This window comes from Bradyrhizobium sp. LHD-71, from assembly GCF_031157255.1.
Classification (GTDB): Bacteria; Pseudomonadota; Alphaproteobacteria; order Rhizobiales; family Xanthobacteraceae; genus P52-10.
On sequence record NZ_JAVIFX010000006.1, the window covers coordinates 259504 to 284080 of the forward strand.

Below are 24577 nucleotides of genomic sequence, written 5' to 3' on the forward strand. Positions count from 1 at the left end.
CAAGGAGATTTGTCGATGGCGTGGAAAAATCAGGGCGGCGGACCGTGGGGGTCCGGCCCGAAGGGGCCGTGGGGCTCGGGACCGCAATCTTCAGGTCCGACCCCACCGGACCTGGAAGACTTGCTGCGCCGCGGCCAGGACAAGCTTCAATCGCTGCTTCCGGGCGGCAACTTCAGCGTGATGGGCGTCATCATCGCCGTTCTCGCCGCAGCGGCGATCTGGGGCCTGTCCGGCTTCTTCCGTGTGCAGCCGGATGAGCTCGGCGTGGTGCTGCGGTTCGGCAAATACGTCCGCACGGTGCAGCCCGGTCTGAACTATCACCTGCCTTATCCGATCGAGACCGTGCTGCTGCCGAAGGCGCTTCGCGTCAGCTCGATGTCGATCGGCATGCGCGTCAGCGAAGGCCGCACCGGCACGACGATCCGCGACGTGCCGGAGGAAAGCCTGATGCTGACTGGCGACGAGAACATCGTCGACGTCGATTTCACCGTGCTCTGGCGCATCAAGCCGGACGGCGTCGGCAACTTCCTGTTCAACATCCAGAACCCGGAAGGCACTGTGAAGGCGGTCGCCGAAAGCGCGATGCGCGAGGTCATTGGCCGATCCGAGATTCAGCCGATCCTGACCGGCGCGCGCACGGCGACCGAAACTGCCGTGCAGGAGCTGATGCAGAAGACACTCGACGAATATGGTTCGGGCGTGCTGGTCCAGCAGGTGCAGTTGCAGAAGGTCGATCCGCCCACGCAGGTGATCGATGCGTTCCGCGACGTGCAGGCCGCGCGCGCCGACCAGGAGCGGCTGCAGAACGAGGCGCGCACCTACGCCAATCGCGTGATTCCCGATGCGCGTGGCCGCTCGGCGCAGATCCTGCAAGGCGCGGAGGGCTACAAGGAGCAGACTGTGGCGGAAGCCAAGGGTCAGACCGCGCGCTTCCTGAGTGTTTATGAGGAATACAAGAAGGCTCCCGACGTGACCCGCCAGCGTATCTATCTCGAAACCATGGAGCGGATTTTCGGCAACGCCGACAAGCTCGTCTATGACCCCGGCTCAGGTGCCGGGCAGGGCGTGCTGCCCTATCTGCCGCTTGGCGAACTGTCGCGCGGACAGCGCTCGCAGCAGCCACAGCAGCAACAGCCATCAGGACAGCCGGGCGGGAGCAGCCGATGAAAGCGGGTATTTCAGGCATCGTCGCCCTGATCATTCTGGCGACGCTGGCCGTTGTCGCTTACTCCTCGCTGTTTGTCGTTCGCCAGACCGAGCAGGCACTGGTGGTGCGGCTGGGCGAGCCGGTGCGTGTCGTCACCGAGCCTGGCCTGAACTTCAAGGTGCCGTTCATCGACACCGTCATCAGCATCGACAAGCGCATTCTCGACCTCGAAAATCCGGCGCAGGAAATCATCGCCTCCGACCAGAAGCGCCTCGTCGTCGACGCGTTCGCGCGTTATCGTATCAAGAACGCGCTCCGCTTTTATCAGACGGTCGGTTCGATCCAGGCGGCGAACATCCAGCTGGCAACGTTGCTGAATGCGGCGCTGCGCCGCGTGCTGGGCGAAGTGACCTTCACCAACGTCGTGCGCGATGACCGTAACAACTTGATGATCCGCATTCGCAATCAGCTCGACCGGGAAGCCGACGTCTATGGCATTTCGGTCGTCGATGTTCGCATTCGCCGCGCCGACCTGCCCGAACAGAACAGCCAGGCGGTTTACCAGCGGATGCAGACCGAGCGTCAGCGCGAGGCGGCCGAATTCCGCGCCGAGGGCGGTCAGCGCGCGCAGGAGATCAGGTCGCGTGCCGATCGTGAGGCGACGGTCATCGTCGCCGAGGCGAACCAGAAGGCGGAGCAGCTGCGTGGCGAGGGCGACGGTGAGCGGAACCGCATCTTCGCGGAGGCTTACGGCAAGGACGCGGATTTCTTCGCTTTCTACCGATCGATGTCGGCCTATGAAGGAGGATTGCGCGGCAACGACACGCGCTTCCTGCTGCGGCCGGATTCCGAGTTCTTCCGCTTCTTCGGCGATGCGGCAGGCAAGCCGAGGCCGCCAGCGGCTCCTGCCCCTGCGGCGTCCGGTCCGCGCGCGCAATAGTGCTCGCGGCCGGACGGGGATTTTAGGAAGACTTTCGGGGACGTCCAATGCAGTCCGTCGCATTCAGTGACTTCCTCGTGGGTCTTGGCATGCTGTTCGTCATCGAGGGGCTGCTGCTGCTCGGTGTTCCGGCCTGGATTCGCGGCGCGATGGAAAGCGTGGTGAAGACGCCCGACAACGTGCTGCGCATCACCGGCCTGGTTTCGGCGATCGGCGGGCTGATTTTGATCTGGCTCATTCGGCGCTGAGACGCCTGCGTTCCGCCGCAATACGCTGTCAGGTCGTTGGTGCCGACTTGCCTAAAATTAGCGCCCTTCCAGAACTTACCGCCGCCGCGGCGCGCGCCGGCTTCACGTCAAGCTGATTCCACTTGCGGCTAAAACGGGCTAGTCTCGTAACTCAATGAAAGGTTCCGTCCCCGGCAGGCGCCGACGGGCCAATCCCTTGGAGATGCTCTGATTATGTCCGGTCCGATTGAACTGACGATTCGGCGCGTGCGCGCGTTTGCGGTGTTCGCCGCTGTCGCGCTGATGAGTTCCAGTCTCGCGTATCCCGCGTTCGCCCGCGGACCGGAAAACATCGCCGATGTCGCCGAGAAAGTGATCGACGCGGTCGTCAATATCTCGACGACGCAGAACGTGGCCGGGCGCAACGGCACGAACGAGCGGAGCGTGACGCCGCCGCAGTTGCCGCCGGACTCGCCCTTCCAGGAATTCTTTGACGAGTTCTTCAAGAACCGCCGGCCGGGCGACGGCCCGCGCGGCGGTAACGGCCCGCGCCGGGTGAACTCGCTTGGCTCCGGCTTCATCATCGATGCGGGCGGCATTGCAGTCACCAACAATCACGTCATCGCGGATGCCGACGAGATCAACATCATTCTCAACGACGGTACCAAGATTCCTGCCGAGATCATCGGCCGCGACAAGAAGACCGATCTTGCGCTGCTCAAGTTCAAGCCGCCGGAGAAGCCGCTCAAGGCGGTGCAGTTCGGCGACTCCGATACATTGCGCCTCGGCGAGTGGGTCGTCGCGATCGGCAATCCGTTCAGCCTCGGAGGCACGGTGACAGCCGGCATCGTTTCGGCGCGTAACCGCGACATCAACTCCGGTCCCTACGACAACTACATTCAGACGGACGCGGCGATAAACCGCGGCAACTCCGGCGGGCCGCTGTTCAATCTCAACGGCGACGTGGTCGGCGTGAACACGGCGATCTTCTCGCCCACCGGCGGCTCGGTCGGGATCGGTTTCGCGGTCCCGTCGAAGACGGTGGTGGCGGTGATCGACCAGCTCCGCCAGTTCGGCGAAGCGCGGCGTGGCTGGCTTGGCGTACGCATCCAGGAAGTGACGGAAGAGATCGGCGAAAGCCTCGGCATCAAGCCGGCGCGGGGTGCACTGATCGCGGGCGTCGACGACAAAGGCCCGGCGAAGCCGGCCGGAATCGAGTCGGGCGACGTCATCGTCCAGTTCGACGGCAAGGAAATCCGGGCGATGAAGGACCTGCCACGCGTCGTCGCCGACACCCCCGTCGGCAAGGAAGTCGACGTCGTAGTGATCCGCAAGGGCAAGGAGCAGACCAAGAAGGTCAAGCTCGGACGGCTCGAGGATGAGGAGCAGGCGAAAGAAGCTTCGTTGAAGACACCGGCGCCTGCCGAACAGGAGAAGACGGTGACGCAAAAGGCGCTGGGGCTCGATCTCGCAGCTCTCTCACCACAGCTTCGCACCCGCTACAAGGTCAAGGAGACCGTCAAGGGCGTAGTCATCACCTCGGTCGAGGGTAATCGCGACGCGGCTGAAAAGCGGCTGAGTGCAGGCGACGTGATCGTCGAGGTCGCGCAGGAGGCTGTGACCAACGTTGCCGACATCAAGAAGCGTGTCGAACAGCTCAAGAAAGAGGGCAAGAAGAGCGCGCTGCTGACCGTATCGAATCCGGACGGCGAGGTGCGTTTCGTCACGCTGAGCGTGCAATAGGGTGAGCAGGTGACTAGTCAGTAGCGAGTAGTACGCCACTATTCGCGACTGACTGCTCGTTATTCATTCACTAACGAATTCATCCCTTCGATATCCCTGCGCATAGAGCAGGGCCGTCAGGTCGCCGTGATTGATGCAGGCTGCGGCCGCCGCGGCGACCACCGGCTTGGCATGATAGGCAACGCCGAGGCCGGCCGCCTGGATCATTGGCAGGTCGTTGGCGCCGTCGCCGACGGCGAGTGTGTCGATGTTGTCGAGCTCGAACTGTTCGCGGAGTTCGACAAGCGCTGCGAGCTTGGCATCCTTGCCGAGCACAGGTTCGATGACCTGGCCGGCAAGCTTGCCGTCTTCAACGATCAATTCGTTGGCCCGGTTTTCCTGGAAGCCGATTTTAGCCGCGATGGCGTTGGTGAACAGCGTGAAGCCGCCCGACACGAGGCAGGTGTAGGCGCCGTGCTTGCGCATGGTGCGGACCAACTCGCGGCCGCCCGGCGTCAGCGTAATGCGCTTGGCGATCACCTCGTCGACCACGCCGATCGGCAGTCCCCGCAACAGCGCGACGCGCTCGCGCAGTGCCGGCTCGAATTCGATCTCGCCGCGCATTGCCCGCTCGGTGATCGCGGCGACGTGCGACTTGAGGCCGGCGAAATCGGCGAGCTCGTCGATGCATTCCTGGCCGATCATGGTGGAGTCCATGTCGGCGAGGAACAGCTTCTTGCGCCGCGCAAGCTGCGGCTGCACGACGATGTCGACCGGCAGGTCCCCGGCCGCCTCGCGCAGGCGCGCCGCAACCGTCCGTGCACTGTCGGTGGTCGTGAACGGAATGTCGGCGGCCACGCCCTCGAACAGCCAGTTGGCGGCCTGCGCGTCCGGCAAAATCGCGCGCACCGCCTCGACGACCGTGCTATCGAGCGCGGGTGTGGCCGGATTGCAAATGAGCGTCGCAACGAGAGACATGACTACTGCTCAGGAGGCGCGAGGAACCTGGCCCGCAACGGATGCAGGCAGGGCGGTGCTTATCGCAGGGCCGACGGCCAGCGGCAAGTCGGCACTGGCGCTGCGGCTCGCGGAGGCGACCGGCGGCGTCATCGTCAATACGGATTCGATGCAAGTTTACCGCGACTTGCGCATCATCACGGCGCGTCCCACGCGCGAGGAGGAGGCGCGTGTTCCGCATCGGCTCTATGGCCACCGGGATGCGGCGATCAACTGCTCCGTCGGCATGTGGCTCGACGATGCTGCGGCAGTGCTCGCCGGGATCCGGACGAGCGGCAGGATGCCGATCTTCGTGGGCGGCACCGGGCTCTATTTCAAGGCGCTGCTGCGCGGCCTCGCCAACGTGCCACAGGTCCCCGCGGAGATCCGCGAGGCGGTGCGCGGGCGTCTCGAACGGGACGGCATCGAGGCGCTGCATGCCGAGCTTGCGCGCAAGGATCCGGTGATGGGCGAGCGGCTGAAGCCGCGCGACCGCACCCGCGTTGCCCGTGCGCTGGAGGTATTCGAAGGTACCGGCCGCTCGATCGCCGACTGGCATGCCCACGGCCTGCCGCCGCTGCTGGCGCCCGCAAGCATGACCGCGGTGTTCCTCGCGCCCGACCGGGGCGAGCTCTATGCGCGGATCGATCGCCGCTTCGAGACGATGGTGGCGCATGGCGCGCTGGATGAGGTCGCAGCGCTCGCTGAACGCCGCCTCGACCCGTTGCTGCCGGCAATGAAGGCGCACGGCGTGCCGGCGCTGATCCGCCATCTCAGGGGCGAGATTTCGCGCGCCGAGGCGGCCGCAATCGGCGCCCTCGACACCCGCCATTATGCCAAGCGCCAGTTCACCTGGTTTCGGCATCAGCTGCCGGAATTCGAATGGGTTCTGCCCGTCGAGGCGACGCGCCACCTCAATTTGCCGGATTGATCACGGTTTTTCGCTCGCCGAGCGCACGAAACCGGGCTATCTTGTGCATAGCCGCGTGGACTTGACTTGTGCCTCTTGATCGGTATAAGTCCGCGCAACCTTTGAGAAGTTCGGGCCGCTCCATGCGTAATAAAATTACCAAACTCGCACTTATCGTCGTACCCTGGAGCACCGCCCGGGACGGCTGAGGCCGTCTGAAGGATCGGCGGTGCGACAGGGGCCCTTCAGAGGCCCTTTTTTATTGCCGCGCATCGTTCCCGAAAGCGGAGCGGCTTTTCGGGAACGGTGCGCAAGACCAGAAAGACACGACCCCCGCGCGAACGGCGCGACCGGAGCAAGCAATGAGCGACAAGAAGGTCAACGAGCAGAACCAGATGAGCGGCGCAGCGATGGTCGTTCGCGCGCTCAAGGATCATGGCGTCAAGCACATCTTCGGCTATCCGGGCGGCGCAGTGCTTCCGATCTACGACGAGATCTTTCAGCAGAGCGATGTCGAGCACATCCTCGTCCGTCACGAGCAGGGCGCAGGTCATGCGGCCGAAGGTTATGCGCGCTCCACCGGGCTGCCGGGGGTGGTGCTTGTCACCTCGGGGCCCGGCGCGACCAACATGGTGACGCCTTTGACCGATGCATTGATGGATTCCATCCCGCTCGTCTGCATCACCGGGCAGGTGCCGACGCATCTGATCGGCAACGATGCGTTCCAGGAATGCGATACCGTTGGAATCACCCGGCCGTGCACCAAGCACAACTGGCTGGTGCGCGATGTCGAGGACCTGCCGCGCGTGCTGCACGAGGCGTTCTATGTGGCGACAACCGGCCGACCCGGACCGGTCGTGGTCGACATCCCGAAAGACGTGCAATTCGCGCTCGGCCAGTATCAGCCGCCGCGCAAATCCGACGTGCACGTGTCGTATGCGCCGCGCGTGAAGGGTGACGCGTTGCAGATTCGCAAAGCGGTCTCGCTGCTGGCCGGCGCCAAGCGACCGGTGATCTACACCGGCGGCGGCGTCATCAATTCCGGCCGCGAAGGTGCAAAGCTGCTGCGCGAGCTGGTTCAGGCGACGGGCTTTCCGATCACCTCGACGCTGATGGGTCTCGGCGCCTATCCGGCATCCGGGCCGAACTGGCTCGGCATGCTCGGTATGCACGGAACTTACGAAGCCAACATGGCGATGCACGGCTGCGACGTGATGCTGTGTATCGGCGCCCGCTTCGACGACCGCATCACCGGTCGCACCGATGCATTCTCGCCGGGCTCGAAGAAGATCCACATCGATATCGATCCCTCGTCGATCAACAAGAATATCCGTGTCGACATCCCGATCATCGGCGATGCGGCCAATGTGATGGGCGACCTGCTGCAGGTGTTCAAGGCTGAAGCAAAGAAGCCGGACATCAAGCCCTGGTGGAATCAGATCGCGCAGTGGAAGGCGCGCAACTCGCTCGCCTATAAGCAGAGCAACGAGGTGATTCTGCCGCAGCATGCGATCCAGATGCTGTTCGAGATGACGCGCGGCAAGGATACCTACATCACGACCGAGGTGGGCCAGCACCAGATGTGGGCCGCGCAGTTCTACGGCTTCGAGGAGCCGCATCGGTGGATGACGTCCGGCGGGCTCGGCACGATGGGTTACGGGCTGCCGGCGGCGCTCGGCGTTCAGGTGGCGCATCCGGACAGTCTCGTCATCGACATCGCCGGCGACGCCTCGGTGCAGATGACGATGCAGGAGATCTCGACAGCGGTGCAGTTCGAGCTGCCGATCAAGATCTTCATCCTGAACAACCAGTACATGGGCATGGTGCGGCAGTGGCAGCAGCTGCTGCACGGCAACCGCCTGTCGCATTCCTATTCGGAAGCGCTGCCCGATTTCGTCAAGCTTGCGGACGCCTATGGCGCGCATGGCATTCAGGCAACCAAGCCGTCCGATCTGGAAGGCGCGATCAAGGAAATGATCCAGGTGAAAAAGCCGGTGCTGTTCGACTGCCGCGTGGCCGCACTTGAGAACTGTTTCCCGATGATTCCATCGGGAAAGGCGCACAACGAAATGCTGTTGCCTGCGGAAGCGACCGATGAAGCGACGGCGAAGGCATTCGCCGGCGGCAAGGCGCTGGTGTGAGGACGTAACGACCATGAATCAACCGGCTTCCGCTTACTTCCTCGAGGATCGTCACGATCCGAACGAGACCCATACGCTTTCGGTGCTGGTCGCCAACGAGCCCGGCGTGCTCGCCCGCGTGATCGGCCTGTTCTCCGGTCGCGGCTACAACATCGAGAGCCTGACCGTGTCCGAGACCGAGCATCAGAAGCACGTCTCGCGCATCACCATCGTCACCACCGGTACGCCGATGGTGATCGAGCAGATCAAGCACCAGCTCGATCGCATGATTCCGGTCTATCGCGTGGTCGACATGACCACGGCCGGCCGCGCCATCGAGCGCGAACTGGCCATGGTCAAAGTCAGGGGCACCGGCGACCCGCGGGTCGAGTCTTTGCGGCTGGCGGAAGCGTTTCGCGCTCGCGTGATCGATGCTTCGACAGAGAGCTTTGTGTTCGAGATCACAGGTAACACGGCCAAGATCGATCAATTTATCGATTTGATGAAGCCGCTTGGCCTTGTCGAGGTGTCGCGCACCGGCGTTGCGGCGATCTCGCGGGGACCGGAAGGAATGTAACCATGCTTGCGCGTGACTGGTATTACAACGACCGCCGCCACGTTGGTCTCGACTTCTCGGCCGAGGCGCAGGTCGCGACCTATGATCGCCGGCAGGGCGATCATCCGGACCGCGCGCAAAAGACGTTGAAATCTCTCGGCGCCAAACCCGGCTGGACTGTCGCCGACATCGGCTGCGGTACTGGGTTGATGGCCTGCGAAGCGGCGGCGATGGATATGAGTGTGCACGCCATCGACATTTCGCCGGCAATGCTGTCGATGGCCGAGCAGCGGGCGCGCGACCTCGGCGTGTCGCTGATCACGCAATCGGCAGGTTTCCTGAGCTTTACCTTTGAGCCGAACTCCTTCGATCTCGTCATCAGCGAGTACGCCCTGCATCACCTGCCGGATTTCTGGAAGGCGGTGGCGCTGGCTCGTGTGTTCAATGCCCTGAAGCCAGGCGGAATGCTTTTTCTGCGCGACGTGGTGTTCGCCTGCAAGCCGGACGGCATTGAACGCACGGTGGAGCAGTGGTCGGACTTTCTTTTGAAGAATCACGGTTACTCGCGCGACGAATTCGCCATGCATGTGCGCGATGAACATTCCACTTTCGGCTGGGTGATCGAGGGCTTGCTCAAGGAGGGCGGCTTCGTGGTCGAAGCCGCCGACTATACCGCCCCGGTCTATGGCGCCTATCGCGCGCGCAAGCCCGCATCGAACGGCGAGGGGAAGTGAGCGCAGCGATGCCGGCCTGCAGGATCGCCGATATCATGGTAGGTTGGCCGGCGCTTTGGACTTGCTCATGTCGCAGCAATTGATAATCGCCTTCGTCTTGTTCGCCGTCGCGTCCTGCTTCACGCCGGGACCGAACAACACGATGCTGCTCACGTCGGGACTGAATTTCGGCTTTCGCCGGACGCTGCCGCATATGCTCGGCGTGACGTTCGGCTTCGGGTTTCTTGTGGCGGTGATGGGCCTCTGGCTCGGGGCGATATTTGCGACCTACCCGTCGCTGTACACGGTGCTGAAATATGTCGGCGCCGCGTACCTGCTTTACCTCGCCTGGGCGATTGCCACGTCGGGAGGTGTCGACGACAAGGGCGAGAAGCGCGGCAGGCCGCTGAGTTTCTTCGGCGGCGCCGTCTTTCAATGGGTCAATGTGAAGGGATTGATCATGTCGGCCGGTGCCGTCACCACGTACTCGGCGATCGCCCCCTATCCCTATAACATCATCGCGCTGAGCCTGATCTTCACCCTGGTCGGCTTCTTTTCCTCTGCGAGCTGGACCCTGTTCGGCTCCAGCCTGCGCGGGCTGCTGTCGACGCCGCGCGCGGTACGCATCTTCAACGTGACCATGGCGCTATTGCTGGTCGCCTCGCTGTATCCGGTGCTGTTCGAGGCCTGATGATGCTTTGCCCCCTCACTAAAATGCTCTACAGACACCGCCGAAGCCGAAGTCCGGGTACGCCCGGTTCATCCCATCATTCGTAAAACCAGACGCGGGCCGGGAACAAAGGCCGCTAAAGCAGAGGACTGATCATGCGTGTTTATTACGATCGCGATGCCGACCTGAATCTGATCAAGGGCAAGAAGGTCTGCGTCATCGGCTACGGTAGCCAGGGGCATGCGCACGCGCTGAACCTGAAGGACTCCGGCGTGAAGGAGGTGGCGATCGCACTGCGCAAGGGCTCCGCATCGGCGAAGAAAGCCGAAGCTGCCGGCTTCAAGGTGATGGAAGTTGCCGAAGCAGCGAAGTGGGCCGACGTGATGATGATGCTGACGCCCGACGAATTGCAGGGCGACATCTACCGCGATCATCTGCACGCCAACATGAAGCAGGGCGCCGCGCTGTTGTTCGCGCACGGGCTGAACGTTCATTTCAACCTGATTGACCCGCGCCCCGACCTCGACGTGCTGATGGTGGCGCCGAAGGGTCCTGGCCACACCGTGCGCTCGGAATATCAGCGCGGCGGCGGCGTGCCGTGCCTGATTGCGATCGCGAAGGACGCTTCGGGCAATGCGCACGACCTCGGCCTTTCCTATGCGAGCGCGATCGGCGGCGGCCGCGCCGGCATCATCGAGACGACCTTCAAGGAAGAGTGCGAGACCGACCTGTTCGGCGAGCAGAGCGTGCTCTGCGGCGGTCTTGTCGAGTTGATCAAGGCCGGCTTCGAGACGCTGGTGGAAGCCGGCTACGCGCCCGAGATGGCGTACTTCGAGTGTCTGCACGAGGTGAAGCTGATCGTCGACCTGATCTACGAGGGCGGCATCGCCAACATGAACTACTCGATCTCGAACACGGCCGAATACGGCGAGTATGTCACTGGCCCGCGCATCATCACTGCTGAAACCAAGGCGGAGATGAAGCGCGTGCTGCACGACATCCAGTCCGGCAAGTTCACCCGCGACTGGATGCTCGAGAACAAGGTGAACCAGACCTCGTTCAAGGCCACGCGCGCCAAGCTCGCCGAGCATCCGATCGAGGAAGTCGGTGCCCGGCTGCGCGACATGATGCCGTGGATCAAGAAGGACGCGCTGGTCGACAAGACCAAGAACTGACAACGAAGCGTCATTGCGACCGGGCGTGGCTCGAAAAGCGAGCCCGGCTCGCAATAACGACTCTCACTCCGCCGCCGCCTGCCGCTGCTCCACGAGCTTCGGCCGCTGCTCGCGGAATGCGGTCGCCTTCTCGTAAGCGTCACCGACGTGTAGCACGAGATCGTCCTCGAAGTGCCGTCCGGCGATCTGCAGCGACAGCGGCAGGCCGTCGTTCGAGAAGCCATTGCAGACCGACAGTGCCGGCTGACCGGTCAAGTTGAAGGGCCGGCAGTAGTGCGTATTGCCGCCGACGTGCTGGGCGTAGTCGCCGAGTTTCGGCGCCGCCTCACGCGAGGTGGGGCAAACGAGAATGTCCACATCATTCATGACATTTGCGACCTCGGCGGTCAGCTTCACGCGCTGGCGCTGTGCGTTGACGTAGTCGCTTGCACCGGCAAATGCGCCGGCAAGGATCCGGCGCCGGCCGATCGCGCCGTAAAGATGCGGGCTTTCGCGCAGCGTCTTGCCGTGGATCGCGAACGCATCGGACCGGGAGATCAGAAGGCCGGCGCTCTGGAACGCCTGCAGCGGCGACAGCGACACGTCGCGCACGCTCGCGCCAAGCCCCTTCAACACGGCGATGGACTGGTCGAACGCCGCAACCACCTCGGTGGTCGCCGGAAAGTCCTTTTCATGGAAATTGCGGATCACCCCGATGCGCACGCCTTTCAAACCGCCGCCAAGTCCGGCGACGGGATCTTTCATCGGCGTTCGTGCGCTGGCGATGTCGAGCGGGTCGTGCCCGGCAATCGCCTTCAGCACCAGCGCGCAGTCTTCCGTCGTCCAGCACATCGGTCCGACATGATCGAGCGAGAACGACAGCGGCAGCACGCCACGGCGGCTGACGAGGCCGTAGGTCGGCTTGTGGCCGGCGATGCCGCAGAGCGAGGCGGGCGAACGGACCGAACCGCCGGTGTCGGTGCCGAGGGCGCCAAGGCAGAGGCCGGCGGCGACTGCGGCCGCAGAGCCGCTGGAGGAGCCGGCCGGGTCATGCTCGGTATTCCAGGGATTTCGCGCCGGCGGCCATGGCAGGTCGTGAGACGGGCCACCGACGGCGAATTCCCAGGTCGCGAGTTTGCCGAGAAAGACGACGCCGGACTCGCGCAGGCGCGCGGTCACGAAGGCGTCCTCTGGCGAGACCCGGCCCTCAAGCAGCGCGGAGTGGGCGGTCGTCGGATGGCCCTTGTAGGCGACGATGTCCTTCAATCCGAACGGAATGCCGTGCAGGGGACCGCGCCAGCGGCCGGCGGCGATCTCGGCTTCGGCCTGCCGGGCCTGCGCAAGCGCCTCGTCGGCCAGCAGGAGGATGAAGCTGTGCAGTCGGCCGTCCAGCTTCGCGATGCGCGCGAGGCAATCCCGGGTCAGTTCGACGGGCGAAAGCTTCCGGTCGCGGATCAGGCGCGAGGCCTCGGCGATGGTCAGAATCTGCGAGGTCATGACGCGCCGCCGTTCAGCCGATCGGTGGCGAAGATCACACCCATCTCGTCGGACATCTCGAGCCCGTGCCGGACCTGTGCCGCGGCGCGTTCGATTTCCGCGATCATGCCAAGCAGTGGCTGGTGGTCGCTCTCCGGAAGCCTGAGTCCCAAGGCTGCAAGCTGGGCCTGAAGTTCTTCGACGGTCATCGCGGGCCTCCGTGTGGCTTCGCCGAGATTGGCACGATCACGACGATTTCGATAGCGGCTCGGCATTTAGTTCGGCACAGGACGGGATTGCATTTATGATTGGGTGACAGCAGGAGAGCGCCCACGTGCAATCAGTCGTTATCACCGGTGTCTCGACAGGTATCGGCTGGAGCTCTGCGAAGGTTCTCATCGACAAGGGCTTTCGTGTGTTCGGCAGCGTGCGCAAGGCGGCCGATGCCGAGCGGCTGGTCCGTGAATTCGACGCCAATTTCGTTCCGCTGACGTTCGATGTGACCGACGAGGCGTCGGTCCTGGCGGCGGCACAAAAGGTGCGTGTGGCGCTCGGCGGCGAGCGGCTTTTGGGTCTCGTCAACAATGCCGGGATTGCGGTGGTGGGCCCCGCGCTCGACCTGCCGTCGGATGACTATCGCCGGCAGATCGAGACCAATGTCATAGGGCCGGTCATCGTGACACGCGCTTTTGCGCCGATGCTTGGCACCGACAAGCAGCTGAAGGGACCGGCGGGGCGCATCGTCATGATCAGCTCGGTCTCCGGCAGGCACGGCAATCCTCTGACGGCGCCCTACAGCATGTCGAAACACGCGCTGGAGGCGTTTTCCGAAAGCCTGCGGCGCGAACTGATGCTGTTCGGAATCGATGTCATCGTCATTGGCCCGGGCGCAGTGAAAACGCCGATCTGGGACAAGGGCAGGGACAGCGACATCTCCGTCTATTCGGGCTCGCCTTACTACAAAGCTATGCAGACCATGCGCGACTACATGCTCAAGCTCGGCAAGAACGGGTTGCCGGTGGAGCGGATCGGCGAACTGGTCCACCACGTGCTGACGACACCGCGCCCGAAGGTGCGCTACGCCGTCTCCAACGAAGCCGTGCAGCTCATGATCGCACGGATGCTGCCGGCACGGATGCTGGATCGCATCATCGCCAAGCGTCTCGGGCTCTTGCCCTAGGCCTCTCCATTCCGCAAAAGTGCGAAACCCGCCGTGCAAACTTCAGGCTGAGGCACTCGACGACAGATGAACATCCTTTCGATCCAGTCATGGGTGGCCTATGGCCACGTTGGCAATGCCGCTGCGATGTTTCCGATGCAGCGGCTCGGGCACGACGTGTGGGCCGTCAACACTGTGCAGTTTTCCAACCACACGGGTTATGGCGCCTGGAAGGGCAGCGTGTTCACCGGCGACGCCGTGCGCGATGTCGTGACCGGGATCGAGGAGCGCGGCGCGCTGCCGCGTTGCGACGGTGTGCTGTCCGGCTACATGGGTGATGCCTCGATCGGCGAAGCGATCCTCGATGCGGTTGCAAAGGTGAAGGCTGTTCGCAGCGATGCGCTTTACTGCTGCGATCCGGTGATCGGCGACGTCGGCCGCGGTGTCTTCGTCCGTCCGGGCATCCCGGAATTCATGAAGGCGCGCGCGGTCGCTAGCGCCGACATCATCACGCCCAATCATTTCGAGCTCGAACTGCTGGCAGGACGCGAGGCGAGGACGCAGAGCGATCTTGCGGCCGCGCTCGACGCGGTCCATGCGCTCGGGCCGAAGGTGATCGTCGTGACGAGCCTGCATACGACCGACACGCCGGAGGGCGTCATCGACCTTGTTGTGTCTGCGGCCGAGGGGCGCTTTCGTGTGCGCACGCCGCTGCTGCCGCTCGCCATCAACGGCGCCGGCGATGCGATCGCGGCACTGTTCTTCGTGCACTATCTGCAGACGCGGGACGCGGGCGAGGCGCTCGCGCGCGCTGCTTCGTCGGTTTATGGCCTGCTCAAGCGTACGGTGGACGCCGGCTCACGCGAGATCCTGCTGATCGAGGCGCAGGACGAGTTCGTGACGCCGACCACGCGGTTCAAGGCCGAGAGGATGTAAGTCCCGTCATTGCGAGGCATAGCCGTTCGAAGAACGGCGTCGCTTCGCTCGCCTATAGCCGTTCGAAGAACGGCGTCGCTTCGCTCGCAATGACGGCGCGTTATACGCTACAACGCGTCCTTCTCCGCGGCGCTTGCAGTCAACAGCCGCTCGTCCTCGCGAAACAGCTTCTCCGCCCTCGACTGCGTGTCGAACACCATGGTCGTTCGATCCGGCACCGTATAGGCCGGCCATTCCGGAATTGCCGGGTTGTTCGGGTTGCCGGTGCGGGCGAAGGCGATCCAGGTCGGGCTGATCTGGTCGGCGAGCTTCTGCGGCTCGGCCGTTGATGAACCGACCATCGAGGTCGACAGCGCGACATTGTCAAAGACGAACGGGTGCTCGACCGAATGCGGGCTGCCCCACTTGCCGCCATCGATCGGCGTCTCCCAATCGATCTCGTAAAGATAGACCGGCGCCTTGGCCTGCGCGACCTTCAGGTCGGCGTGCCGCCAGGCGCCGCGCCGGAACACGGCGGCGGTCGAGATGTCGAAGTAGAGCCGACCCGGCGTCGCGCCCGGGCTCTTTTTGCGAAATGTTGCAAGCACCTCGTCCAGCTGCTTCGGCCCGAACCAGGCCGAGAGCCGTTTGCGCATGCCGGCCTCGTCGAGATCGAACAGGTCGGGCCGCGGCGTGCCCATCAGCATGCTCATCTCCGTCGCCGTCGAGCCGATCATCAACGGAATGTCGGCCGAGACTTCAGGTGCTGACGGCCAGCTCGGTCCGGCAGGAAGGACCTTGCCGTCGGCGACCGGGCGCCACACCGCAGGCGCCTTGGCCTGCGACGCCTTCACGCTGCCTGCAACCAGCGCCTCCATGGGCAGATCGAGCAGCTTGTGCGCGTCGCTCAGTTCGAGCGCGGCAAGCAGCGTTTGCGCGTGCCCGGTGGCAGCGTCCGCTGACATCGCCTCCAGATGCGCGTTGCGTGCGTAGGTGCCGCTCTGGATGATCGCGCGATGAAACAGCCCCTTGCCCGCGGGCATCGCCATCATGGTCGCGACTTTTCCGCCGCCGCCGGACTGGCCGAAGATCGTCACGTTGCCGGGATCGCCGCCGAATTCGGCGATGTTGTCGCGCACCCATTCGAGCGCGGCCACGAGATCGAGCATGCCCGGATTGGCGGCCTCGCGGAATTCCGGCAACAGCTGTCCGAGATAGAGAAAGCCGAACGCGTTCAACCGGTGATTGACCGTGACCACCACCACGTCGCCGCGGCGCGCCAGCCGGGTGCCGTCGAACACGCTGCGTGAGCCGGAAAGCGAGGCGAAGTCGCCGCCGTGGAACCAGACCATCACCGGGCGCTTGCCGCCGTCGCGCAGGCCCGGCGTCCAGATGTTCAGGCCGAGGCAATCTTCACTGATCGTCGTCGGATCGGTCCACGAGGCGAACAGGCTGCGGACCGGCGCCGGCGGCTGCGGCGCCATGTTCGGATAGGCAGTCGCGTCGCGCACGCCGGACCAGGCTTGTGGCGGCTGCGGCTGGCGGAAGCGGTTGGCCCCCGAGGTCGACGCCGCGTAGGGGATGCCCTTGAAGACGTTGATGCCGTCCTTGATCGTGCCACGCACCTTGCCCTGCCGGGTCTCGACCGGCGCGGGCTCAGTTGCCGGTGATGCCGCACGCGCCGTCGATCCTCCCGCTGCCGATTGTGCCTTGATCTCGGTCATCGTTCGCTCCCTTCTTTTGTTGACGACACGATAGAGCGACGACGGACTGCGGCAAGTCTGAATGTCCGTTCAGATCGGCAGACGAGATCCGCGTCGATGACGGAGCGGGGCGCAGCTTCACCGCGCGGCCTTTGATCGCGGTCACGCAAGAAGCGTTGCGTCGATGTGACGATTGAATTAAGTTTTTGTGACACGGGAGCGGTCCGGCCGCCCCCGACCTGCCTCCTGGCCATCGCCAGCCCAGGCCCAGTTCGAGCCGGGTCGAGTTGCGTTCGGGTAATGGCGCCGTCGCCTCTTTTACGTCCTGCGAAAGCCGTTGCCATCGCGATCGGCTCGGCCAAGGCTGAACCATGGCGTGCTGCTCTGATCGGTACGCTTTATGCCGCCTGCGTGTTCGTGCTCTATCGGACCGAGTACGGTCCGTTCGCGACCTCGCTGTCCCTGCTGACCCTTCTCTTTACGGCCTCTCTGGGCATGGCGTTGTTCCGCCGCCCGGGCATCGCCGCGGCGCTGTCGTTGATCGTGTTTTCAGTGCTGATTGCGCTGTCACGCCTGAAGTTCGACGTCACGCAGCTTACGCTGACGTTCCTCGATCTGCTGTTGATCGACCGCGATACGTTCTCGTTTCTGGTCACGACGCACCCGTGGCTGAAGTGGCAGATCGCGCTCGGTACGATGTTGGTTCTGCCGTTGTTATGGCTGGTGTTTCGCCTCGATCCGTTCCGCATCCGCCGGCGCGCTGCCTTCGCCGGCGCCGGCATCTCGCTGCTCGGCATGATCGGCCTGTCGGTGCCGAATCCGGAACAGCCCTGGGAGCCATTCCAGGGTGTCAATCACATCTCCAACCTCGCGCGCTCAGGTGTTGCCGCGGTTTCGCACTTGGCGGCGCACGGCTGGATGGAGGCGGAGCCGAAGTCGCTGGTACGGGCGGCCTACGCGGCTGCTCCGACGGAAGAGTGCGACGTCACGCAACGTCGTCCGCACATCATTCTGCTGCTGGATGAATCGAGCTTCGACATCTCCGCAGCGCCCGGCATCAAGGTGCCGGAGGGCTATTCCGATTTCTTCCAGTCGGCGGACGGCAAGACGCGGACCTTCGTAGCGGAAGCGACCGGCGGGCCAACCTGGTACACCGAGTTCAACGTGCTGATGGGACTGTCGGCGCGCTCATTCGGCAAGATGCAGTACTACGTAACCCGGATTGCCGCGGGCCACATCTCGCGCGGCCTGCCGCAGTCGCTGAAACGTTGCGGCTATCGCACGTTCTCGCTCTATCCGAGCTACGGCAATTTCCTCAACGCGCGCAAATTCCAGCATTCGGCGGGCGTCGGCGGCTTCGTCGATGCGGCGGACATGAAGGCGGCAGACGAGCAGCAGCCGGACACATTTTACTTCGATCAGGCATTGCGGCTGATCGCGCGCGAACGGCCGAAAGGCGCTCCGCTGTTCACGTTCGTCTACCTCGCCGCCAACCACTTCCCATGGACGACGACGTTCCGCCCCGACCTCACGCCGGACTGGCGCGGTCCCGGCAACACCGCCGAGGTCGATGAATACATTCGCCGGCAGGCGATGACGAAAGAAGCTTATGAGAACTTCGTCACGGCGCTGAAGGCAAGATATCCTGAAGATGAATTTCTGATCGTTCGTTTCGGCGATCACCAGCCGGCGATTTCGCAGAAGCTGCTGGAGCCCGATCTCGCGCCGGGCGAACTCGGCAAACGGGTCATGAAGTATGACCCGCGCTACTTCAGCACGTACTATGCGCTTGATGGCATCAACTATCGGCCGAAAAACCTCGCATCCGCTCCGGCGACGCTGGATGCAGCATACCTGCCGATCGTGGTGCAGGAGGCAGCCGGTGTGCCGCTCGACCCGACCTTTGCCGAGCAGAAGCGCATCATGCTTCGCTGCAACGGCGTCTTCTATGCCTGCCGAGACGGCGCCGAGGCCCGTCGCTTCAACCGGCTGCTGATGGACGCCGGGTTGATCAAGGGGCTTTGATTTTACAGCAGGCTCGTCATTCCGCCTGGCTCGCCCCTTCGGGCTGCGCCGGGGGAGGGCCTTCGCAACGAAGTGGCGCTCGCTTGTGATGGAGCGCATTACTTTCCGCCCACTTTCTCCCACAGCCAGCGCGCGACGCTGTCGGCTGAGGCGGCGCCCTGGACGCCGCCGGCGCGCAGGTTGGCCTCGCGCATGGTTGCGATGTCGATCTTGCCGATCAGGGGCTCCAGCGCCGCCTTCAAGGCTTCATCGTCGGCGCGGCGTGGCGCGAGCAGCAGGATCGCATCGTAAGGCGGGATCGCCTGCTTCGGGTCAGTGAGCGTGACGAGGTCATACTGCGCGATCAGCCCGTCGCTGGTGAAGCCGGCGATGACATCGACCTCGCCGGAGGCAACGGCGGGATACATGAAGTCCGACTGCATCTGCCGCTGCTCGCGGAAGTTCAGACCATAGGCATTGCGCACGGCGGCCCATTCGGGCCGCGAGAAAAACTCGTAATCGCCGGCGATCGACCAGCCACCCGCGCGGTTTGCGAGATCGGCAATGCTACGAATGCCGAGCTCTTCGGCGCGTTTGCGCGGCATCACCAGCGCGTAGGCATTCTCGAAGCCGAGTTCGCCGAGCAAGGTGACGTTGTAGTCCTTCGCGAGCGTAGTTTTCAGCTCCGAAATCACCTCCTGCCGCGGCTTGATGTCGGTGCGCTTCAGCTGGTTTGCCCAAAGCGTACCCGAGTAATCGACATAGACGTCGATGTCGCCCGCGCGCAGCGCCTCGAAAATCACGCTCGAGCCGAGCCCTTCGCGCTGGCGGGCGGGAAGGTCGGCAGCAACGAGCCGCTGCGCGATCAGGCTCGACAGCACATAGGACTCGGTGAAGGTTTTCGCGCCGACGATGTAAGCGCCACGGGTCTGGCCTGCCAGCGGCATGAAGGCTGCGGCAACTAGCAGCGCCAGGCCCGCGCCGCCGAGCGCGCTGCGCCATCGACGGCGATTGCCGATGCCGCTTTCGACCAGCGCCAGCAGTTGATCGATGGCGAGCGCCAGTACCGCGGCCGCAATGCAGCCGAACAGCACGAACACCCAGTTCTGGGTCTGCAGGCCGGCGAAGATGTAGTTGCCGAGACTTGTCTGACCGATCGGCGTCGACAGCGTTGCGGTGCCGATGACCCAGACGGCTGCCGTCCGCACGCCCGCCATGATAACCGGCAGCGCCAGCGGCAACTCCACCATCGCCAGCGATTGCCGCGGCGTCATGCCGACGCCTTGCGAAGCTTCGAGGATCGCCGGATCGATGCCCCGCAGTCCGGTCACCGTGTTCCGCAGGACCGGCAGCATGCTGTAGAGCGCGAGCGCCAGCACCGAGGGCAGGAAGCCGAACGCCGAGAAACTTACGCCGAACCACTGCAGTGACCAGGCGGACAGGATCAGCAAGAGCGGATAGAACAGCGCCAGCAGCGCAAGCCCCGGCACGGTCTGGACGATGCTGGCAATCGCCAGAAACACGCCGCGCAGCGCCGGGCGATTGCGCGCAAACAGCGCCAGCGGAAAGCTGATGATCAATCCGAGCGCCAACGCCACCGCGCTCACGCGCAAATGGTTGCTGAGATAGTCGGGCAGGCGCGTCAGCGCCTCGCTCCAGCGCGGATCCGATATCATGAGGCGTCCTTCAGCACCGCGTTCAGCCGCTGGGTCTGCCGGCGCGGCGTCCGCAGCAGCTCGCCGACGTAGTCGTTGCGGCTGACGGCGAGCGCGGACGGGGTGCCTTCTTCCACCATGGTGCCGGCCTGCATCACGGCAATGCGATCGGCGAGCACGATTGCTTCCGTCATATCGTGGGTGATCATCACGGTGGTGAGCTTCAGCTCGTCATGCAGCGCGTGATAGTCGTCGGCCAGTGCGTCGCGCGTCAGCGGATCGAGCGCGCCGAACGGCTCGTCCATCAGCACGATGCGCGGCTTTGCGGCCAGCGCCCGTGCGACAGCCGTGCGTTGTTTCTCGCCGCCCGAAAGTTCGTGCGGATAGCGGTCGCGATAGCGCGTGGCGTCGAGCCGCACCAGCGTCAGCAATTCATCGGCTCGTTCCGCAGTCTCCTTCGGCGCGACGCCGAGCAGACTGGGCGTGATACCGATGTTCCCGGCGACGGTCATGTGCGGGAACAGCGCTGCGCTCTGGAACACATAGCCGACGCTGCGGCGCAGACGAATGGGATCGACGCTACACACGTCCTCGCCGGCAACACTGACGACGCCGTTGTCGGCATCGATCAGTCGATTGGCGAGGCGCAAGAGCGTCGTCTTGCCGGAACCGGAGCCGCCGACAATGCAGCGGAATTCCCGCTCCGCGATGTCGAGCGAGACATCGCGGAGGGCCTGCACGCGTCCACCGTCGAAGCTTTTGTCGACGTGCGCGTAGCGTATCGTGGGCGAGGGTGTAGACATCACAACCAGCGGGGTAGCATAAGGTCGAAACCTCACCAAGCGTGCTACACTTGCAGGATTGCACAATCCGTTGGAACGTGGCTTGAAAGACGCGATAGATCGCCAATGGGAAGCTTCACGTCGGGGGACAGGTGCAGGCCGCGTCACAACAATTGGGCAATGCAGTTTCGCTGGATGCCGTCACAGTCGCGTTTTCGGTCGCGGACGGGGGCGTCTACACAGCCGTCGAGCGTGCGGATCTGTCGGTTGCCGCCGGCGAGTTCGTAGCGATCGTCGGTCCGACCGGTTGCGGCAAATCGACCTTGCTCAATGTCGCCGCCGGCTTGCTGCGGCCTGCCGAAGGCTCGGTGCGGATTTTCGGTGAGCCCTTGCGGCGACTGAATCCGCAAGCCGGCTATCTGTTTCAGGCGGACGCACTGTTCCCCTGGAAGACGGCGCTCGAGAATGTGGCGATCGGGCCGGAGACGGCGGGCGTCGCCAGCGCGGAGGCGCGCAAGAACGCGCTCGCCTGGCTGACCCGGGTTGGTCTCGGGAATTTCGCCGGCCGCTATCCGCACATGCTGTCCGGCGGCCAGCGCAAGCGCGTCGGCCTGGCGCAGGTCTTGATCCGCGATCCGAAGATCCTGTTGATGGATGAGCCTTTCGGTCCGCTTGATGCGCAGACCCGACAGATCATGGGCAACCTGCTGCTGGAACTCTGGACGGCCGACCGCAAGGCGGTGTTGTTCGTCACCCACGACCTGGAGGAGGCGATCGCGCTCGCCGATCGAGTCGTTATCATGTCAGCCGGACCGAATGCGAAGATCATCGGTGACTGGCGCGTGCCGCTTGCGCGCCCACGCGACATCTCGGAGATCCGGCTGGAGAAAGAGTTTCACGACCTGCATCGCGAGATCTGGAGCGTGCTCAAGGACGAGGTGCTGAAAGGCTACGCGCAGTCGACGCTGGCAGGAGCTGCGTCATGAACCGCGCCGGCCTGCTCGCCTTGCAGCTTCTCATCGCCGTCGTGCTGATCGGCATTTGGCACGTGGCGACGACCGTGCCGATCGGCGGCGTGAAGCTGCTGCCGCCGTTCTTCTTCTCCACGCCCTATGATGTCGGCGCGCGCATCGTGAAGTGGCTCGTCGAAGGCACCATCTGGCGACATCTCTACATCACGCTGCTCGAGTCCGTGCTGGCGTTCGTCATCGGCTCGGTCGCCGGCGTGATGATCGGTTTCTGGTTCGCGCGTCAGCAACTCGTCGCGGCGATCTTCGACCCGTACATCAAGATGATGAACGCGTTGCCGCGTGTCGTGCTGGCGCCGATCTTCGCGCTATGGCTCGGGCTCGGTATCTGGTCGAAGGTGGCACTGGGTTTCACGCTGGTGTTTTTCGTCGTGTTCTTCAATGTCTATCAAGGAGTGAAGGAAGTCAGCCCGACCGTGCTTGCCAATGCGCGCATGCTTGGCATGAGCGAGCGGCAGCTGCTGCGCCATGTCTACTGGCCGTCGGCACTGTCGTGGATGTTCTCGTCGCTGCACACCTCGGTCGGCTTTGCCGTGGTTGGTGCGGTGGTCGGCGAGTACCTCGGATCGGCCGCGGGCCTCGGCTACCTGATCCAGCAGGCCGAAGGCGTGTTCGACGTTGCGGGTGTCTTCGCCGGCATGATCGTGCTCGCCGTGTTCGTGATCCTGATCGACGTGCTGGTCAGCATGGTGGAAAAGCGTCTGCTGGTCTGGCGGCCGGCGCCGGGCGACGCACGGGCGTAGCTCACCCCATCGTCGCGGTTTCGAAGGCAAAGCCGACTATTGGCGCAATCGAGGCCGCCTAGCGACGTGGGATCGATGTCTGTATAGTTCCCGCCAATCAAGGATTCAGGGAGTAAAGACCACATGAAATCGTTCAAAACTCTCGCTTCGGCGCTCGTCTCGGCCCTCGCCCTGACGTTCGCTTTCGCGGGCGCGGCTGCCGCACAGGCGCCGGAGAAGAAGGACCTGACGCTCGGCGTGGGCGGCAAGGGATTGCTCTATTACCTGCAGCTGACGCTGACTGAGCGCCTCGGCCATTTCAAGGAACAGGGCCTCAACGTCACGGTCACCGACTTCGGCGGCGGCGCCAAGGCGCTGCAGTCTCTGGTCGGTGGCTCGGCGGACGTCGTCACCGGCGCCTATGAGCACACCATCCGCATGCAGGTGAAGGGGCAGCCGATCGCCGCCGTGCTCGAGCTCGGCCGCTTCCCGGGCATCGTGCTCGCGGTGCGCAAGGACAAGGCCGCGCAGGTCAAGTCGTTCAAAGACCTGAAAGGCATGAAGATCGGCGTCACCGCGCCTGGCTCGTCGACCAACTTCTTCGTCAATGCGCTGATCGCCAAGGACGGCCTTAAGCCCGAGGACGTCTCGATCATCGGCGTCGGCACCGGCTTGAGCGCGGTGGCGGCGATGAAGAAGGGCGAGATCGACGCGATCTCCAACCTCGATCCGGTCATCACCAAGCTGCAGCAGGACGGCGATGTGGTCGTGCTGGCGGATTCCCGCACCGAGGCCGACAACAAGAAGCTGTTTGGCGGCAACAATCCGGCGGCGGTGGTCTACCTGAAGCAGGATTTCATCGACAAGAATCCCAACACGGTCCAGGCGATCGTCAATGCGTTCTACAAGACGCAGAAGTGGCTCGCGAAGGCGACGCCGGAGGACATCGCCAAGGCGGTCCCGGAGGAATATTACCTCGGCGATCGCGCGCTTTATCTCGCGGCCGTCGCGGCCTCAAAACCGATGTATTCGGTCACCGGCGTCATTCCACCGGACGGCATGAAGAATGCACTCGACATGCTGGTTCAGTTCGATCCGGAGCTGAAAGACGCGAAGGTTGATCTGTCGAAAACGTTCAACGACAGCTTTGTGAAAAAGGCGGCATCGACGATGTAACCTCAGCATCGGCAGAGATAGCGATGACGAAAGCGGCGAGGCGAACCTCGCCGCTTTTGTTTTGCTCACGGGCTTGGTAAGCCGGTCCGATGAAACGTCGTCGCATCAAGCGCCTCGAGCTGTCTTTCGCGTCCGCCCCCTGGCCGTTTGCCGACGAGTGGCGCGCCGAGATCGACGCGCATTTCGCAAGAGTGCGCGAGGCAAAGCCCGAAGTCTGGAACGGCCGGTTGCTCCTGTGCCGCAATCCGCGGACGGACGGCGACTGCTATCGCGCGGATTATTTCGAGACGGATTTCGCGAGCTTTCTCGCCTGGCGTGACTGGGGCTTTCCCGACAAGGCCGTATTCAACAGTTTCGGCGCAGGCGCACTGCGCTCCGTCGATGGTGCGTTCGTGCTTGGCCGCATGAACGCGCACACCGCCAATGCGGGACGAGTCTATTTCCCGGCTGGCACGCCGGATCCGGACGATATCGTTGGGCAGAGCGTCGACCTTGCGCTGAGCGTGGAGCGCGAAATGGAAGAGGAGGTCGGGCTCAAGACCAGCGACTATGTTGCAAACGACGGCTGGACGATCATCGAGACAGGGCAGCTGGTCGCGTGCTTTCGCCTGCTCGCGTCACGGCATCATGCCAGCGAGCTGCAGCAGCGGATCGAGGCATTCCTTACCTCCGAAAGGCTGCCGGAATTGAGCGATGTGATATTCGTGCGCAGTGCCGCTGATTTCGACGCGGCGATGCCGGAGTTCGTCAAAGCGTTCCTCGAAGACGCGTTCGGGCGCCCGTAAATCCAACGGGCGCAACC

23 protein-coding genes are annotated in these 24577 nt (G+C 63.8%); 17 read left to right on the top strand and 6 right to left on the bottom strand.

What is annotated here, in order from left to right; translation table 11 throughout:
• Positions 1-15: 15 nt before the first annotated feature.
• The 4 genes from hflK (at position 16) to RCO31_RS09085 (ending at position 4057) form a co-directional block, all read left to right on the top strand.
• Positions 16-1167 carry an FtsH protease activity modulator HflK gene (gene hflK, locus RCO31_RS09070; protein WP_308967977.1) on the top strand — a complete coding sequence of 384 codons (1152 nt, stop codon included), beginning with the start codon at positions 16-18 and terminating at the stop codon, positions 1165-1167.
• Positions 1164-2087, top strand: coding sequence for a protease modulator HflC (locus RCO31_RS09075; protein WP_308967978.1), 924 nt, complete (start codon positions 1164-1166; stop codon positions 2085-2087). Before hflK ends, RCO31_RS09075 begins: the two co-directional genes overlap by 4 nt.
• A 47-nt stretch (positions 2088-2134) precedes the next feature.
• Positions 2135-2335 carry a DUF2065 domain-containing protein gene (locus RCO31_RS09080; RefSeq protein WP_308967979.1) on the top strand — a complete coding sequence of 67 codons (201 nt, stop codon included), beginning with the start codon at positions 2135-2137 and terminating at the stop codon, positions 2333-2335.
• A gap of 213 nt (positions 2336-2548) precedes the next feature.
• Positions 2549-4057, top strand: a complete 1509-nt coding sequence (locus RCO31_RS09085; protein WP_308967980.1) for a Do family serine endopeptidase — start codon at positions 2549-2551, stop codon at positions 4055-4057.
• Positions 4058-4120: 63 nt separating this feature from the next.
• Here the strand turns inward: RCO31_RS09085 and serB are convergent, their stop codons facing one another.
• On the bottom strand, positions 4121-5014 hold the full coding sequence (serB, locus tag RCO31_RS09090; RefSeq protein ID WP_308967981.1) for a phosphoserine phosphatase SerB: 894 nt from the start codon (positions 5012-5014) through the stop codon (positions 4121-4123).
• Here serB and miaA point away from each other — a divergent pair.
• The 6 genes from miaA to ilvC all read left to right on the top strand — a co-directional run bounded on the left by miaA (position 5013) and on the right by ilvC (position 11176).
• Positions 5013-5963: a tRNA (adenosine(37)-N6)-dimethylallyltransferase MiaA gene (gene miaA / locus RCO31_RS09095; RefSeq protein WP_308967982.1), complete on the top strand. Its 951-nt coding sequence runs from the start codon at positions 5013-5015 to the stop codon at positions 5961-5963. The genes serB and miaA overlap by 2 nt on opposite strands.
• Positions 5964-6304: 341 nt before the next feature.
• Positions 6305-8083 carry an acetolactate synthase 3 large subunit gene (locus RCO31_RS09100; protein WP_308967983.1) on the top strand — a complete coding sequence of 593 codons (1779 nt, stop codon included), beginning with the start codon at positions 6305-6307 and terminating at the stop codon, positions 8081-8083.
• A gap of 13 nt (positions 8084-8096) precedes the next feature.
• Entirely contained in the window at positions 8097-8639 is a 543-nt protein-coding gene (ilvN, locus tag RCO31_RS09105) for an acetolactate synthase small subunit (RefSeq protein ID WP_308967984.1), read from the top strand.
• A gap of 2 nt (positions 8640-8641) precedes the next feature.
• Positions 8642-9352, top strand: a complete 711-nt coding sequence (locus RCO31_RS09110) for a class I SAM-dependent methyltransferase (protein WP_308967985.1) — start codon at positions 8642-8644, stop codon at positions 9350-9352.
• A 67-nt stretch (positions 9353-9419) separates the two neighbouring features.
• Complete coding sequence (locus tag RCO31_RS09115) at positions 9420-10022, top strand: LysE family translocator (protein ID WP_308967986.1); 603 nt, start codon at positions 9420-9422, stop codon at positions 10020-10022.
• Between the two features lie 134 nt (positions 10023-10156).
• Positions 10157-11176, top strand: a complete 1020-nt coding sequence (gene ilvC, locus RCO31_RS09120; protein WP_308967987.1) for a ketol-acid reductoisomerase — start codon at positions 10157-10159, stop codon at positions 11174-11176.
• A gap of 63 nt (positions 11177-11239) precedes the next feature.
• Here the strand turns inward: ilvC and RCO31_RS09125 are convergent, their stop codons facing one another.
• Both RCO31_RS09125 and RCO31_RS09130 read right to left on the bottom strand, forming a co-directional pair.
• Positions 11240-12652, bottom strand: coding sequence for an amidase (locus RCO31_RS09125; protein WP_308967988.1), 1413 nt, complete (start codon positions 12650-12652; stop codon positions 11240-11242).
• Positions 12649-12840: a hypothetical protein gene (locus RCO31_RS09130; RefSeq protein WP_308967989.1), complete on the bottom strand. Its 192-nt coding sequence runs from the start codon at positions 12838-12840 to the stop codon at positions 12649-12651. Before RCO31_RS09130 ends, RCO31_RS09125 begins: the two co-directional genes overlap by 4 nt.
• Before the next feature lie 125 nt (positions 12841-12965).
• Between RCO31_RS09130 and RCO31_RS09135 the strand changes: the two genes are divergently transcribed.
• Both RCO31_RS09135 and pdxY read left to right on the top strand, forming a co-directional pair.
• Positions 12966-13811 carry an SDR family oxidoreductase gene (locus RCO31_RS09135; protein ID WP_308967990.1) on the top strand — a complete coding sequence of 282 codons (846 nt, stop codon included), beginning with the start codon at positions 12966-12968 and terminating at the stop codon, positions 13809-13811.
• A gap of 66 nt (positions 13812-13877) precedes the next feature.
• Positions 13878-14726 carry a pyridoxal kinase PdxY gene (gene pdxY / locus RCO31_RS09140; protein ID WP_308967991.1) on the top strand — a complete coding sequence of 283 codons (849 nt, stop codon included), beginning with the start codon at positions 13878-13880 and terminating at the stop codon, positions 14724-14726.
• 107 nt (positions 14727-14833) lie between these two features.
• Here pdxY and RCO31_RS09145 read toward each other — a convergent pair whose 3' ends face one another.
• Positions 14834-16429: a carboxylesterase family protein gene (locus RCO31_RS09145; RefSeq protein ID WP_308967992.1), complete on the bottom strand. Its 1596-nt coding sequence runs from the start codon at positions 16427-16429 to the stop codon at positions 14834-14836.
• A 279-nt stretch (positions 16430-16708) separates the two neighbouring features.
• On the opposite strand from RCO31_RS09145, the gene RCO31_RS09150 reads away from it, so the two are divergent.
• On the top strand, positions 16709-18433 hold the full coding sequence (locus RCO31_RS09150; RefSeq protein ID WP_308967993.1) for a sulfatase-like hydrolase/transferase: 1725 nt from the start codon (positions 16709-16711) through the stop codon (positions 18431-18433).
• A gap of 98 nt (positions 18434-18531) precedes the next feature.
• On the opposite strand, the gene RCO31_RS09155 is transcribed toward RCO31_RS09150, so the two are convergent.
• Together RCO31_RS09155 and RCO31_RS09160 are read right to left on the bottom strand one after the other, a co-directional pair.
• Positions 18532-20088 (bottom strand): ABC transporter permease/substrate-binding protein, encoded by a 1557-nt coding sequence (locus RCO31_RS09155; RefSeq protein WP_308967994.1) that lies wholly within the window; start codon positions 20086-20088, stop codon positions 18532-18534.
• Complete coding sequence (locus RCO31_RS09160) at positions 20085-20870, bottom strand: ATP-binding cassette domain-containing protein (RefSeq protein ID WP_308967995.1); 786 nt, start codon at positions 20868-20870, stop codon at positions 20085-20087. The genes RCO31_RS09155 and RCO31_RS09160 overlap by 4 nt, the downstream gene beginning before the upstream one ends.
• Positions 20871-21022: 152 nt before the next feature.
• Between RCO31_RS09160 and RCO31_RS09165 the strand changes: the two genes are divergently transcribed.
• From RCO31_RS09165 to RCO31_RS09180, 4 genes are all read left to right on the top strand, one after another.
• Positions 21023-21835, top strand: coding sequence for an ABC transporter ATP-binding protein (locus tag RCO31_RS09165; protein WP_308967996.1), 813 nt, complete (start codon positions 21023-21025; stop codon positions 21833-21835).
• On the top strand, positions 21832-22620 hold the full coding sequence (locus RCO31_RS09170; RefSeq protein ID WP_308967997.1) for an ABC transporter permease: 789 nt from the start codon (positions 21832-21834) through the stop codon (positions 22618-22620). The genes RCO31_RS09165 and RCO31_RS09170 overlap by 4 nt, the downstream gene beginning before the upstream one ends.
• 123 nt (positions 22621-22743) lie before the next feature.
• On the top strand, positions 22744-23775 hold the full coding sequence (locus tag RCO31_RS09175; RefSeq protein ID WP_308967998.1) for an ABC transporter substrate-binding protein: 1032 nt from the start codon (positions 22744-22746) through the stop codon (positions 23773-23775).
• Between the two features lie 89 nt (positions 23776-23864).
• Complete coding sequence (locus RCO31_RS09180) at positions 23865-24560, top strand: NUDIX hydrolase (protein ID WP_308967999.1); 696 nt, start codon at positions 23865-23867, stop codon at positions 24558-24560.
• The last annotated feature ends 17 nt before the right edge of the window (positions 24561-24577 follow it).